The sequence below is a fragment of the Mesorhizobium sp. M0800 genome, from assembly GCF_040320095.1.
Taxonomy (GTDB): Bacteria; Pseudomonadota; Alphaproteobacteria; order Rhizobiales; family Rhizobiaceae; genus Mesorhizobium.
This window is the reverse complement of the sequence record NZ_JAMYOZ010000030.1, coordinates 1-13,014: the sequence shown is the minus strand read 5'-3', so window position 1 is coordinate 13,014 and position 13,014 is coordinate 1. Positions and strand designations below refer to the sequence as shown.

General features: G+C 63.4%; 16 protein-coding genes and 1 pseudogene. 4 read left to right on the top strand and 13 right to left on the bottom strand.

The window, feature by feature from the left end:
- From NKI18_RS26605 to NKI18_RS26560, 10 genes are all read right to left on the bottom strand, one after another.
- Nucleotides 1–222 carry a rubredoxin gene (locus NKI18_RS26605; RefSeq protein WP_023679107.1) on the bottom strand — a complete coding sequence of 74 codons (222 nt, stop codon included), beginning with the start codon at nt 220–222 and terminating at the stop codon, nt 1–3.
- On the bottom strand, nt 219–1,064 hold the full coding sequence (locus tag NKI18_RS26600; protein ID WP_023679108.1) for a hydrogenase expression/formation protein: 846 nt from the start codon (nt 1,062–1,064) through the stop codon (nt 219–221). The genes NKI18_RS26605 and NKI18_RS26600 overlap by 4 nt, the downstream gene beginning before the upstream one ends.
- 25 nt (nt 1,065–1,089) lie before the next feature.
- Nucleotides 1,090–1,533 (bottom strand): thioredoxin domain-containing protein, encoded by a 444-nt coding sequence (locus tag NKI18_RS26595; protein WP_023679109.1) that lies wholly within the window; start codon nt 1,531–1,533, stop codon nt 1,090–1,092.
- A 4-nt stretch (nt 1,534–1,537) separates the two neighbouring features.
- Nucleotides 1,538–1,870 carry a HypC/HybG/HupF family hydrogenase formation chaperone gene (locus NKI18_RS26590; RefSeq protein ID WP_023679110.1) on the bottom strand — a complete coding sequence of 111 codons (333 nt, stop codon included), beginning with the start codon at nt 1,868–1,870 and terminating at the stop codon, nt 1,538–1,540.
- A complete protein-coding gene (locus NKI18_RS26585; RefSeq protein ID WP_352572506.1) occupies nt 1,870–2,556 on the bottom strand; it encodes a HyaD/HybD family hydrogenase maturation endopeptidase in 687 nt (228 codons plus the stop codon). Before NKI18_RS26585 ends, NKI18_RS26590 begins: the two co-directional genes overlap by 1 nt.
- Before the next feature lie 519 nt (nt 2,557–3,075).
- Entirely contained in the window at nt 3,076–3,786 is a 711-nt protein-coding gene (cybH, locus tag NKI18_RS26580; RefSeq protein WP_023679113.1) for a Ni/Fe-hydrogenase, b-type cytochrome subunit, read from the bottom strand.
- Between the two features lie 9 nt (nt 3,787–3,795).
- Nucleotides 3,796–4,149, bottom strand: a complete 354-nt coding sequence (locus NKI18_RS26575; protein WP_280952126.1) for a HupE/UreJ family protein — start codon at nt 4,147–4,149, stop codon at nt 3,796–3,798.
- Nucleotides 4,146–4,370 carry a HupE/UreJ family protein gene (locus tag NKI18_RS26570; RefSeq protein WP_051406206.1) on the bottom strand — a complete coding sequence of 75 codons (225 nt, stop codon included), beginning with the start codon at nt 4,368–4,370 and terminating at the stop codon, nt 4,146–4,148. Before NKI18_RS26570 ends, NKI18_RS26575 begins: the two co-directional genes overlap by 4 nt.
- A 13-nt stretch (nt 4,371–4,383) precedes the next feature.
- The gene (locus NKI18_RS26565; RefSeq protein WP_353021179.1) at nt 4,384–6,180 is read right to left on the bottom strand and encodes a nickel-dependent hydrogenase large subunit; all 1,797 of its coding nucleotides are present in this window, start codon (nt 6,178–6,180) and stop codon (nt 4,384–4,386) included.
- Nucleotides 6,180–7,256 carry a hydrogenase small subunit gene (locus tag NKI18_RS26560; protein ID WP_023679115.1) on the bottom strand — a complete coding sequence of 359 codons (1,077 nt, stop codon included), beginning with the start codon at nt 7,254–7,256 and terminating at the stop codon, nt 6,180–6,182. The genes NKI18_RS26565 and NKI18_RS26560 overlap by 1 nt, the downstream gene beginning before the upstream one ends.
- Nucleotides 7,257–8,262: 1,006 nt before the next feature.
- Here NKI18_RS26560 and NKI18_RS26555 point away from each other — a divergent pair.
- Both NKI18_RS26555 and NKI18_RS26550 read left to right on the top strand, forming a co-directional pair.
- The gene (locus tag NKI18_RS26555; RefSeq protein WP_023679116.1) at nt 8,263–8,547 is read left to right on the top strand and encodes a type II toxin-antitoxin system TacA family antitoxin; all 285 of its coding nucleotides are present in this window, start codon (nt 8,263–8,265) and stop codon (nt 8,545–8,547) included.
- Nucleotides 8,548–9,057, top strand: a complete 510-nt coding sequence (locus tag NKI18_RS26550) for a GNAT family N-acetyltransferase (RefSeq protein WP_023679117.1) — start codon at nt 8,548–8,550, stop codon at nt 9,055–9,057. It abuts the gene before it with no gap.
- 983 nt (nt 9,058–10,040) lie between these two features.
- On the opposite strand, the gene NKI18_RS26545 is transcribed toward NKI18_RS26550, so the two are convergent.
- Nucleotides 10,041–10,679, bottom strand: coding sequence for an FMN-binding negative transcriptional regulator (locus NKI18_RS26545; protein ID WP_023679119.1), 639 nt, complete (start codon nt 10,677–10,679; stop codon nt 10,041–10,043).
- Nucleotides 10,680–10,710: 31 nt separating this feature from the next.
- Nucleotides 10,711–11,373 (bottom strand): helix-turn-helix domain-containing protein, encoded by a 663-nt coding sequence (locus NKI18_RS26540; protein ID WP_352572066.1) that lies wholly within the window; start codon nt 11,371–11,373, stop codon nt 10,711–10,713.
- Between the two features lie 92 nt (nt 11,374–11,465).
- Here NKI18_RS26540 and NKI18_RS26535 point away from each other — a divergent pair, with 92 nt between their 5' ends.
- Nucleotides 11,466–12,611: a trans-sulfuration enzyme family protein gene (locus NKI18_RS26535; protein ID WP_023679121.1), complete on the top strand. Its 1,146-nt coding sequence runs from the start codon at nt 11,466–11,468 to the stop codon at nt 12,609–12,611.
- Between the two features lie 99 nt (nt 12,612–12,710).
- Nucleotides 12,711–12,878 carry a hypothetical protein gene (locus tag NKI18_RS26530; RefSeq protein WP_198023621.1) on the top strand — a complete coding sequence of 56 codons (168 nt, stop codon included), beginning with the start codon at nt 12,711–12,713 and terminating at the stop codon, nt 12,876–12,878.
- A gap of 33 nt (nt 12,879–12,911) precedes the next feature.
- Here the strand turns inward: NKI18_RS26530 and NKI18_RS26525 are convergent.
- Nucleotides 12,912–13,014, bottom strand: a pseudogene (locus NKI18_RS26525) (IS481 family transposase); the annotation flags it as partial.

The following is a 13,014-nucleotide window of genomic DNA, read 5'->3' as shown; positions in this document are numbered from 1 at the left end:
TCAATCGCTCACGACCATGAAGCCCTGCTTGGAGCCGTCACAGGTGGGGCAGCTCCAGTTGGCCGGCAGTTCGGCGAAGGGCGTGCCGGGCGGGATCTGCCAGTAGTCGTCGCCCTCAGCCGGGTCGTAGACATGCCAGCAAATCCTGCATTCGAGCCGCGACATCGGGCCGATCTTGGCATTGTCGCCGCCATATGAACCGGCAAAGAAGGAGTCGTTCACCGGTAGACCTCCAGGATTTCGAGGAGCCGCTGGCGGCTGTCCGCAATATCCTCGGGCGCAGCGCGGACCACCCCCGGCAAGGCCGTGACCTCGATCGTGTTGAGGATGAGATCGTCGGTCGAATTGAAGAAGCGCACCCACCAGACGCCGCGCGTCCCCGTCGTGGTCACGCGGCAATTGCCGTAGCCACGCGACAGCACGACCACCGGCCCGTGGCCAAGCAGGCCGTCGAGGAAGGTCAAGTCCTCTTCAGTGTGCGGCAGCAGCGACAGGTTTATGGCGTGCGGCCCGACGTCGGGCCCGACGAGCGGGATGCGGCCATTGAGCTCCGAAATCAGCGGCGGCGCGTTGAAGACGCCCGTCGGATAGGTCGCCGGCGCAGCGAGCGTATTGCGGCAGCCGGCGAAGGCCCTCTCCAGCACGGCCGAGGGAAAGGCGCCGACCTCGACGAAATCGCGCACGAGCCTGCCATCCGTTCCGGTCTGGCGCACGCGCCAGATACCGGCGAGCACCGACTCCTGAGCCTTCAGGTCGTCGCCGCAGATGATCAAGACCTCGCCCTCGCCCAGCGCCTGGTCGATCAGCGCAAGATTGGCGTCGTCGAGGCCGGAAAGATCATGCACCGCGTTTTCGCAATCCGGCGAGGACCGGCCGAGGCTTTCAGCCAGCGCGGAGAGCACCGCCAAAGCAGCTTCGAGCCCGGCGACATTTTCCTTCTCCGGCAACATGGGTGACGCAGAGGTCGCCATGCCCTTCGGCATTTCCATATACTGCAAGTCGCTGCCGTCCCCTTCGCTCGGCTGTGAACCCGGCCCGATGCCGCCGAATAGCGATGCTGCCATGATGCGCCCTCCCGGCCGCTTTCGCTCACTGGAAATGATCGTGGTCGTGACGGTCGTGGGTCGCGCAGGCTTCGGGAAGCTCGAAACGCGGCGGCGCGCTCGGCCCGCGCCTCAGTTTGCCGTCGATCTCAGTGAGGTAGTCTTCCCAGTCGAGCACGCGCTTTATGGCGCCGAGATATTCGCCGTTCCTCAGGAAGACAAGCGCCGGGAAGGCGTCGAAGCGATAGCGGCTTTGCAGCTCGCGTTCGCTCTCGCGCGATACCACGGCGGGCTTGAACACGCCCTGGAAGGCCTGCACCAGCTCCGGGAGGATCACCGCCACATCGTTGCTCTCGGCGAGCCGCAACCAGTCACCGGGAAAAAACAGCGCGGTGAGGTCGTGGGCCTCGGCGAATGCGTCGATGTTCGCCTCGTCAACCACCGGGATGCGGTGGCGCTCCATCATCATGGTGAGAACGGGTGAAAACATGGACTCAGGCGTCCTCCGTGCCTTGCGGTGAAAGGGCTTGCCCCGGCCGCAAATGCTCCGGCAGTTGCGGCTCGCGGCCGACCAGGTCGGCGAAGAGGTGGTCGAGGTCGGTGTCGCCGGCGAGCGCACGCTCCGTCGCTTCGATCGCGTCGGCGATCAGGCGCGCCGTCTCGGCAGTGACAGTCTCGCGCGCGGTGTCGAGGAAGGCGAGTATCCACGTACCCGCTGGCTGGTCGCCCACCAGGGTCATATCGAGGCGCCGCGTGCCGCTGCGACCGGTGCACAGGGCAATGCCGCCGCTGCATTCAACCACCTGGAAGGGAACGCCGACACACATCAGCCCTGCCTTCCAGACGATTGCAAAAGCGCGTCGACCTCGCACTCGAAATTCGCCGGACCAGCGAAGGCACCATTCTCGAGAAGCCGCGCGCCGTGACGACAGGCCTCTTCCGGTCGGGGTCGACCGCTCTCGTAGATGCCGATGCGCATTTCGCGCGAGGCGAGCGTCTCTTCTTCGGCCAGCGGTTCGGTGCGCTTGGCGATCGTCGCGCCGAGCCAGGCGAGCCACTCGATGGCGATCTCGATTGCAGGCTCGATCTGAGCCTTCACCGCGGGCCGGAGACTGCCGCCGTAGTCGTCCAGCTCGACCGGTTGCACGCCGACGAGAAGGAGATGGGCGGGATAGTCACCCATCATCTCGGCCATGGCGAGAACTTCCTGAAAGCCAGTCTGGTGGAGCGAAATCTTCTTCACACCGAGGAAGGCCGGCACCTCGCTGCCTTCGACGAGCTTCAGCGTGCCGGGCGCCAAGCCGTAGTCGACCGCGTCGAACACCACGAGGATGTCGGCCTCGCGGATATGTTGGAGGAGGTAGATGCCCTGCGTGCCGCCATCCATGGCCCGGACGTTGTCCGCCGTTTCGCAGAGCCGGTGGAACTCCTCCACCACGCGGATGCCGAAGCCCTCGTCGGCCCATAGCAGATTTCCGATGCCGAGCACGAGCACCCGTGGCGCGTCGTTCATTGGGAAGCCTCCTTTCGACCTTTTTCTTCCAGCAGCAAGAGGCGGGCCAATTGGCCGGGGGCCGGCAAATGGTTGCGAAATAGGTTGATCTCTGGATAGCGAACGACGCGTATGGAAAGCGCGATGACGATTTTACCGCACAAACGGAAAGTATCCTTCCATTGACGGATACGGCAACGGCCGGACTGAGAACCGAATTCCAGGCCGATGGAAAGTTTGCGTTCACTCGCCCTCCCCACTCCGCCTCGCTCCGCACCTTTGCCCTGAAAGGGATAGAGGAAGGGCGCCGGGCGTTGCGGTTGGCACTTCCTCTCCCCGTCGAACGGAGGAGAGGTGTCGAGGCAAGCCGAGACGAAGTGTGGATCGACTTGAAGGCAACCCGTCTTGAAGAAAAGAGCCGGGGGCGGGGGGCCGCCCCCCCGCCGCGGGGGGGGGGGGCAGCGGGAAAGGGCGAGAGTAGGGGCGCCGGACGGCGCCATCGCGCCGCCCCCCCCCCCGGCAGGTGAGGTCGCGAAAGTCCTAGTGGGAATCACGAGGCGCGCCGTTGCCGCGAAAGGTCCGCCAGCCGGAGAACATCGAGGAGATGATCGACTGCTTCGACATGATGTCCTCGCGCACCGCGGCATAGATATGGATGATCACGAAGCAGATGATCACCCACATGCCGAGATGGTGCCAGGTATGCACGTCCTGACTCTGACCGAGAAGTGGGATGACCCAGCTCGAGAACAGGTCGTACTGCCAGGACCCCATGCCGGCCCCCTCGCCGTAGAGCGCCAGTCCGGTCACGATCATGAAGATGGTGAACCAGACGAACAGGAAGTGCATGGCGAGCGTCGCGAGCGGGTTGTGCCCGGAACACTTCATCGGCTCGCTCACCAGCATGGCGTACCAGAGCACCTCGTGCCAGAGCTCCTTCCAGAACCGTCCGTTCCAGACAGGCGGGAGGAATATCTGCCGGGAATGCTCGTTGCCGGCGAAGACCCAGTAGATGCGGAATGCGAAGCCGACGATCAGGACATAGCCCGCAACGAAATGCAGGTAGCGTATCCAGCCGAAGAGGAAACTGGAACTCGCCTCGCCGCCAACCGCCGGCGGCGGCGAGCCGATCAGGTAGCCGGTGCCGGCAAGCATGAGGATGGCGAAGGCATTGACCCAGTGCCAGAGGCGCAGCGGCGCCTCGTAGACATAGACCCCTTCTTCGCCATGCGGAGTTTGGCTCGCGCTCATGGCCGCCCCCTAGCCGCCGAACACGAGCGTAGCGCCCGAGCCGGCAATGACCATGCCGAGCCCGGCGCGCGCCCAAGGCGACGACGCGAGCCTGAGGCCGATGCCGGTGCCGGCCAGATGCAGCGCCGCGGTCGAGAGCGTGAAGCCGGCAATATAGGCAAGTGCCGCGCCGGTCGTCTCGCTCGCATGGGCATGGCCATGGAAGAGGGCGAAGAACCCGGCAAGGCCGATGCCGAGCATGCCGGGAAGGCCGGCACCGGCGACGATCATGATGCCGAGAGCAAGCACGGATAGCGCGATCATGCCTTCGACCGCTGGCAGGCGGATGCCGGCAAAGGCCAACGCCGCACCCGTCATCATCATCGCCACGAAGGTTGCTGGGCCACCAGGACCCGCGACGGCATGGCCACCGCCGACCAGACCCCGACCGCCGCCATGGCGAGAAGGTGGTCGAGTCCCATCAGCGGATGGGCGATGCCGGCGGCGAACCCGTCGGCATGCCCTGCGCCGACATGGGCGAGCGCCGGGCTGGCAAGGACCGCGAGCGAAGCTGCGGCGCCAAGTTTCAGGATAGCGTGTCTCATTTCGATTCCTCCCCTAGCGCACTTTGACATTGGCAAGTTCCTGTCCGTCCGGACCCATGACATGGGTCGAACAGGCAAGGCACGGATCGAAGCTGTGGATCGTCCGCAGGATCTCGACCGGCTCCTCCGGCCGCTCCACCTTGGTCTCCATCAGCGACGCTTCGAAGGCGCCGATATTGCCGGCATGGTCGCGTGGCGAGCCGTTCCAGGTGGTCGGCACGACGCATTGGTAGTTTTCGATCCGGCCGTTCTTGATGCGTATCCAGTGGCCCAACGCCCCGCGCGGCGCTTCGGTGAAGCCGACCCCCTTGACTTCGGCGGGCCAGGACTTCGGATCCCATTTCTGGGTATTGGCCGTCGAGCTGTCTCCAGCCTTGATGGTGGCGATCAGCTTGTCCATGAAGTAGACCTGCTTGCGGGCCGCCCACTGTGCTTCCAGCGCGCGCGCAGCGGTGCGGCCGAGCGTCGAGAACAGCCCCGTCAGCGGTACGCCGAGTGCCCGCAGCGTCGAGTCGACCTGCTCCTTGATCTCCTCGTGGCCCTGGACGTAGCCGACGACATAGCGGGCGAGCGGCCCTACCTCCATCGCATGGCCGCGCCAGCGCGGCGCCTTGATCCAGGAATATTTCGCGCTCTCGTCGATTTCGCGGATGTCGGTGCGCGTGCCCTTGGCATTCGGCCCGAGCTGATAGTTCGGCTCCGTGATACCATCCCATGGATGCAGGCCCTTCGCCTCGTCCGGGTATTTGTACCAAGAGTGGGGCACAAACTCCTGGATCTGCTCGGGATCGCGCACGTCAACGGGCAGCACCTCTTTGAGGTTGCCATCGATGATCGCGCCCTGGGGCATCATCAGGTTGGCTGCCGAATAGTCGTTGGCTTTGTCGGGGATGTCGCCATAGGCAAGAACGCTCTTGCCCGACAGCCCGCCGCCATAGAGCCAGCCCTTGTAGAGACTTCCGATCGCGATGATGTCGGGGATGTAGACGTTGTCGATGAAGGCGATGGCGCGCTCGATGACGCTGCGGACGTAGTTCAGCCGCTCCATGTTGATCGGCGCGCCGGCCGCCATCTCACCGTCGATGTTGATCGCACAAGGCACGCCCCCCACCAGCCAGTTGGGATGGATGTCCTTGCCGCCGAAGATCGTGCGCGTCGTCATGATCTCCTTCTGGAAGTCAAGCGCTTCCAGATAGTGCGTCACCGCCATCAGATTGGCCTCCGGCGGCAGCAGATAGGCCGGGTTGGTCCAGTAGCCGTTCTTGAACGGCCCGAGCTGGCCGCTCTCGACGAACTTCTTCAGCCGGTTCTGGATGTCACGGAAATAGCCCGGCGAGGACATCGGGTGGCTCGGCGAAACCGCCTGCTGCAGCTCCGACGTCGCCTTCGGGTCGGCTCTCAATGCGTTAACCGGATTGACCCAGTCGAGCGCGTGCAGGTGGTAGAAGTGGACCAGATGATCGTGCACCTGCAACGAGAGCTGCATGATGTTGCGGATCGAATTGGCGTTCTCCGGGATTATGATGCCCAGTGCGTCCTCGACCGCACGCACCGAGGTGAGCGCGTGCGTGCCGGTGCACACGCCGCAGATGCGCTGGGTGAAGGCCCAGGCGTCGCGCGGGTCGCGGCCCTTGAGGATGACCTCGAGCCCGCGCCACATGGTGCCGGTCGAGACCGCGTTGCGGATGATGTTGTTCTCGTCGATGTTCACCTCGCAGCGCATATGGCCTTCGATCCGCGTGACCGGATCGACGACCACGCGCTGGCCGGAGGTGTCGAGATTGAAGCCGTTCGGCGTCTGGATGACCATCACTTGTTCCCTCCCTTTTCGCGCATCCGCTTGACCACGCTCGCCGCCGCATGCGCGGCCGCGGCGGCGCCGATGAGGGTCGCGGCCGTCGTGCCGATCCTGTCGGCATCGGCCTCGATGCCGAAGCCGTGGACGCGGGTCAGGCGGCTGTAGAAATCGCCCTTGTCCCAGAAGCCGTCCTCGGAGCAGCCGATGCAGGGATGGCCGGCCTGGATCGGGAAGGAGAGGCCGCCGTTCCAGCCCACCGTCGAGCAGGCGTTGTAAGTGGTCGGTCCCTTGCAGCCGACCTTGTAGAGGCAATAGCCCTTGCGCGCGCCCTCGTCATCGAAGGACTCGACGAACTGGCCGGCGTCGAAATGCGGGCGCCGATAGCATTTGTCGTGGATGCGCTGGCTGTAGAACATCTTCGGCCGGCCCTGCCGGTCGAGCTCTGGGAATTTTTCAAAGGTCAGGATGTAGGTGATGACGGCCGTCATCACTTCTGGGATCGGCGGGCAGCCGGGAACCTTGATGATCGGCTTGTCCGGCAGGCCCGGAACCTTATGGACGGGCGTGGCCCGCGTCGGGTTCGGCCGCGCGGCCTGCACGCAGCCCCAGGAGGCGCAGGAGCCCCAGGAGATGATCGCCTTGGCGTTGGAGGCGGCATGGTTGAGCTGGTCGACGAAGGGCTTGCCGCCGATGATGCAGAACATGCCGTCCTCGTTGAGCGGCGCATTGCCTTCGACCGCGAGGATGTAGTTGCCCTTGTACTGTTCGACGACCTCGTCGACGATCGCCTCGGCCTGATGGCCGGCGGCCGCCATGAGCGTGTCGTCATAATCGAGTGAAAGCATCGACAGCACGACGTCCTTGGCGAGCGGGTGCGCCGAGCGGATGAAGCTTTCGGAGCAGCAAGTGCATTCAAGCCCGTGCAGCCACAGCACCGGAATGCGCGGCTTGGACTCCATCGCGTAAGCTATTTTCGGCGCAAAGGCCGGTCCAAGGCCGAGGGAAGCCGCCGTCAGGCTGCAGAATTTCAGGAAACTTCGGCGGGTGATCCCCTGTCGGCGCATGACCTCGTAGAATGTTTGTTGCATCAGGCCTTCCTCCACAGGCGGCGGCGTCTCCTGGTGCCGCGGACATGCGAAGGCGGAGCAAGTCCGATGCCAGAGTTAAAAAGCCGAATAAATTCAAAACTCAGATGCTCTTCGAGGCGTTGACTTGTTCCGGTCGCCGGCAAAGGAGTGGAAACCGGGCTGGCAGATTTCGAACAAAGTTTCCGCGATGCGGCGAGACGAGCGAAGAGGCCTGGCGGCGGGTGCCGACGGGATTTCGGCGGGCCTCGACCGACCTCGCCCAGAGCCACGCGCGGCTTGTCAGGACGGCCGAGCAGATCGCGCTTGGCCTGCGCGGCTACAGCAGACTGGGAATCGCGGGATTTGCACCATCTACTCGTCGCCGCTTGCGTTGAAACCGCTGTTGTCGGGTTTGTCGCATCCGCGACACGGTGATGTTCGGCCGCGCGCCGCCGCACTCGCAGCTAAGCCGTTGAATAAAATGCAGACTGGTTTGTCTGAGGCTGCACGTGCCGCGGTCGTGACCGGTCTTTCATTGCGTGAGGCCGAACGTGCGATTGCAGCTCCTGCCGCCGCGCAAAGAGAGGTTCAAGATTTGTGCCAACTGCGCTTGGCCGGCAGGTGGCATAGAGCGGCGCCTGAGAATGAAAGTGCCGGCCGCCCAGCCTTCATAGCCGTTCCTCCTTTGTGGCGTGACGGCCCGAAAGTCGCCATCGCGTCAGATGTTCATCAGGGTTCGGCATAGCCGGGGCTCGTCCGGCGACAGTCATGGCAGCGACTTCGCTTCTGGAGCCGCTCATCCGGCCGATAAGAACACATGCGCGTCCTAAGCCGTAATTGATCCGCCGGAGCTGACCAAAGCCACCTTGCTCTGGGTTGCGGCAATGGCGATTGCAGGCGAGAAGCCGAGAAGAACCGATGCCGCGAGGAGTCCTGAGGCCATCCGTCCACGAGACGTCACCAGGGAACGAAGTATTGCGTTCCGCGTTACACTACCGTATATACGTCCGCAGCACAGGAGCGCGCCATGGCCACCACAGCCACCAGGAAGGAAACACCCGTCTCGATGCGGTTTCGCGACGATGATCTCACCATCATCGACCGCGGCGCGGAGCTGCTCGGCCTGTCGCGCACGGAGTTCATGCGGCGCGCCGCGCTGCACGAGGCGCAGACGGCCATCCTCAACGAAACCGTCATCCGCGTGTCCCCGGAAGCTTATGACGCCTTCATGCAGGCGATCTCAGCCCCCGCCGCTGCGCCCCCGCCGAAGGCGGCCGAGCGGCTGCGTCGGTCCCCGCCCTGGGACCGCTAGGTGGCGCTTTCAGGCATCGAACTCCTCGACGACGCGCACCGCCTCGACAGCTTCGATTGCGGCAAGCCGGCGCTGAACGCTTGGCTGGCCGGCTTCGCGCGAACGAACCAGGTCCGCGGCTTTACCCGGGTCCTGGTCGTTCACGATGAGGGAACAGTCGTCGGCTATTACGGCCTCGCGCCGGGCGTGATCCAGCCAAACAGCGCACCGCGCGCCATCCGCACCGGACGCCCGCCCGATCCGATCCCCTGCCTGTTGATTGGACAACTCGCCGTCGACCATCGCTATGCCGGACAAGGCATCGGCAGCGGCCTGGTCAAGGACGCGCTGCATCGCTGCGTCGCCGGCGCCGACATCGTCGGCGGCCGCGCAGTGGTGGTGCGGGCGATCGACGCCGAGGCCGAGCGCTACTGGCAGAGCTGGGGCTTCATTCCCGCGCGGGACAATCCGTCGGTGCTCATGCGCTCGATCCAGGACGTGGGCCTCTGGCTGGCCGACAAAGGCCACTAGCTCCACGCGCGTAGCGCCTCCCGTAGCGGCAGCGTCCGGGCGCGCCGGCCTGCAGCCGGATGACGATCCCTCACGCAGGGCCAGAGGGAGACGGCGGTCAGAGCGAGGAAGCTAGCAATAATCTGGGCGACTGGGCTGCCTACCAGGTCCCGTCTCGTGAAGGCGCTAGAGGATACTGGATCCAGCCGCCAAAGACCGGGAGATGGCGCGACGCGCGGACTTTGGGATGATAGTCTGGGACGGCGCATCGCCCGGCACGGCCGTCAACGTGCTTCAGCTCGCCATCGCGAACAAGCCGTGCGTCATTTGCGATCTGGCCAGGGGCAGCATGGCGACTACGTACAATGTGGGAGACTGGTGCGCCATGCTCCGCGATGCCGGTCCAGACATTCGGCGCGCCAAGCCGAAGCCCGCATGGCCCCGGACGAGCGCCTGGCGTTGCCGGGATGATGTACGCGCGGTCCCGGCGGGTTCGACCCGATAGGCTTGATCCGGCCCCGCCCCCAACTCCACTTGTATGAACGGCCGGGGCCGGCCCTTTTCGAAACCGGCCCACCGCCGCGTGACGTTTGCAGGATGATCGTCTTGACCCGTCTCGCATCTGAAGCGGGTGCAAGCCTGCCGAACATTCCGGCTGCTTGGTCATCCAACCTGGCTGCGAGGCATCGCCACCGTGGGGGTGGCGTTCGCTGCCAGTCGGCTCCGATCTCGAAACCGCTGCGCCGCCATACCGAACACGCAACTCGGTTTAAGCGCCAGGCTGCTGTTCGAGGTATTGACGACCCAGGCGACATGACCGGAAAGGCTGGCGGGGTAAGCAGCTTCCATCGATCCGGCGGCATTGCGGATGTGGCTGGCGATGGCGGCCTGAGTTCTTGTCCATCTGCCGCATAGCGGGTGGTCAGGTGCTGGCCGAAGCATTTGTCTCTCAAGGTCACCCCTTGGAAATCCAGCACCAGCGGCTTGTCGGGACAAGATAGATGCTATCGGGATTTGGCCGCCGCAGCCGCGAGCATCGCTTCTCCCATCCCATTGACGCCTCGGGCATTCAGCATTTCACCAGCGTTCTGAATGTCGCGCACCTCTTTGTTCTGGCTGAGTTTTGATTTACCAACCAGGCCGGTGATCTCGATTTCCAGGGCGACGATCCCCTTAACCATCGTGTCAATGAAGTCCTTCGGCGCGTCGCCCATCTTCCACGGGGCAGGCTGCGAGGCTTCATGCATGTGAGTGAGCTTCGCCACGTTACGGCGCACATAGCGCTCATCATCCCGGACAGTGATGCGTCCGTGGGCGTGGACGACGAGATAGTTCCATGTGGGCACCTGCTTATGGAATTCATGCTTGCTTGGATACCAGTTCGGCGAGATGTAAGCGTCGGCCGCACGGAAGATAACGAGGACTTCATCGCCATTGGCAACTTCCTCCCAGACTGGATTTTTGCGTGCAACATGGCAATTGAGGACGCCTTTGTCTCCCTTCGAGCGGTCAAGCTCGAAGGGAATGTGGTTCGCGTCGAGTGTGCCTTTGCTGTGGGTGACCAGGATACCGAGCGGATGTCTCCCGATTAGGTCAAGCAGGGTGTTGTGATCGGGGACGGCAAAATGGGGCGGAACGTACAACGGTGGATCTCCTGTCGCGAATGGGCGGTCGTTAGCGAGCGGCGGTGTCTTGCGGAACGGGCCCGGGCATCTTCGTTGCCGGCGAAGAGGGCCCCGGATCTCGCTGTCCACCATGCTCAAGAACTGCCATCGAGAAGTGGGCAGGCAGATCAGATGCCGCCGCGTATGAGTGCGGTTGGTCAGTGACAAGCCGCACACTCTCGCCTTGGCTCAAAATTACTGCGTGGGTACCCACCACGACACTTAGGGACCCCTGAGTCACCGAGATCAGCTCGCGCGTATCCGGACTATGAGCATCTGCGGAAAACACGTCGCCCGGCATAATGGCCCAGCTCCACAGTTCGAACATCGTTCGTCCCGAGATCGATGAATGAAGTTGTGCAAAGCTTCCTTTAGCGCTTGTCCAAAGCGTCCTCGTCTCTGTCCGCTCAATAGGAAGGCGAACTGTGGAAGGATGGTCATTCAACAAATCGGCCACCGAAAGCGAAAACGCCGCCGCCAGTCGGCAAAGTATGCCGATGCTGGGGTTCGCCTTGCCTTGCTCCAGCGTGACGACGGTTCCCTTGGATAAGCCGCTCAGTTTTGCCAGTCGATCCAGGGTCAGGTTTTGGTCGCGCCTCAATTGTCGGATCCGAACCGCTATCGCTTGGCCAAGCACCCGCTCGGGGTCCAACGCTGTCGTAACATCGGTCATTATATTGACTTAGTGCCTCGGCTCACTTATTACGGTCAATATAATGACCGGCCTGAAATTGTGCAACTGCCCCGTTAGCGAGGAAATGACCGATGCGTTTTGAAACAAAGGCGATCCATTGCGGCCGAGCTGTCGACGCTTCCACAGGGGCGGTGTCCCTGCCGCTGCACACCAGCACGACGTTCCGACGTAGCGTCGACGGCTCGTTTCCTTCCGGATTCGAATACACGCGGGATGGAAATCCGACGCGCAACGCGTTCGAAATGGCCATGGCCGCGCTCGAGGGCGGAGAAGATGGCATTGCCTTCGCGTCGGGCATGGCTGCAATCGCTGCAGTCTTTGAGAGCCATCCGTCGACGGGTCGGATCGTTCTGCCGGATGACATGTATTTCGGCATTCGTTCGCTGATTGACGAGACCGACATTGGATCTCGCTTCGACTTTGCGGCCGTCGACATGCGCGATCTGGATGCCGTGCGCGCCGCGGTCACGTCGAAGCGGACTGGCCTCGTCTGGGTCGAGACGCCGTCAAACCCGATGATCCGCGTTGTCGACATTTCGGCCATCTGCAAAATCGCGCACGAGGCTGGCGCCTTGGCCGTAGTGGACAACACGTGGGCAACTCCAGTGCTTCAACGGCCCCTCGAAGTTGGGGCGGACGCGGTCATGCACTCGGCGACAAAGTACATCGGCGGCCACTCGGACTTGATGGCGGGCGTCGTCATTGTCCCGCACTCGTCACCCCTCGGTCGCCCACTGCGGATGGTCCAGAGACACAAGGGCAGCGTCGCAGCGCCATTCGACTGTTGGCTGGCATTGCGGGGCCTGCAGACATTGTCGGTACGCGTGCGCGCGCATTGCGAAGGCGCCCAGAAGGTTGCTGAGGCTTTGGCGTCTCATCCGCGTGTCGAAAAAGTACTTTTTCCTGGCCTGCAAACTGATCCGGGACACGATCTCGCTAAGCGGCAAATGAGCCATTACGGAGCGATGCTATCCTTTATCGTCAAAGGCGGAGCCGATGCTGCGATGGCTGTGGCCGGCCGCCTCGAGGTTGTTGCCCGGGCGACAAGCCTTGGCGGGACGCACTCTCTGATTGAGCATCGCGCATCCGTCGAGGGTGCCAAGTCCAAGGCGCCAGGCGGATTACTGCGAATCTCAGTGGGACTTGAGCATCCTCAGGACATTGTCGATGATCTGATGCAGGCCCTAGGCGGAACCTTCAAAGCGGCAGCCGAATGACGCGGGTGCAAGAACTCTGGCAGCGCTTTACGTGGCGGCTGGCGCAGCAATGCGGCCTGCTACGGTTGGGCGCCTAGATCAGGCAAAGCATCTTCGACGATGCTTAGATTTCGATCGAAAATCTCGGTGTCGGATGCGTTGGCGCGGAGAGACCGCACCTTGTTCAGGATCGCCGCAACCGCCGCTTCAGGCCTGGCGATGCGGCTCGACCTTTTCGAGGAAACCGCCGGTCTGCATCAGCTCGGCGATCTTCTTGTGCGCGACTAAACGGTCGAGACCGTCGAGCTCGCCCCAGACCGCCTAGATGTTTGGTCCCGGCATTTGCTGGAGCGGATTTAGCCTGAAGCGTTCCGGTTGTGAGACCCACGCCTTGCAGATGAACTCGTAGGGCGTGAGGCCCTTG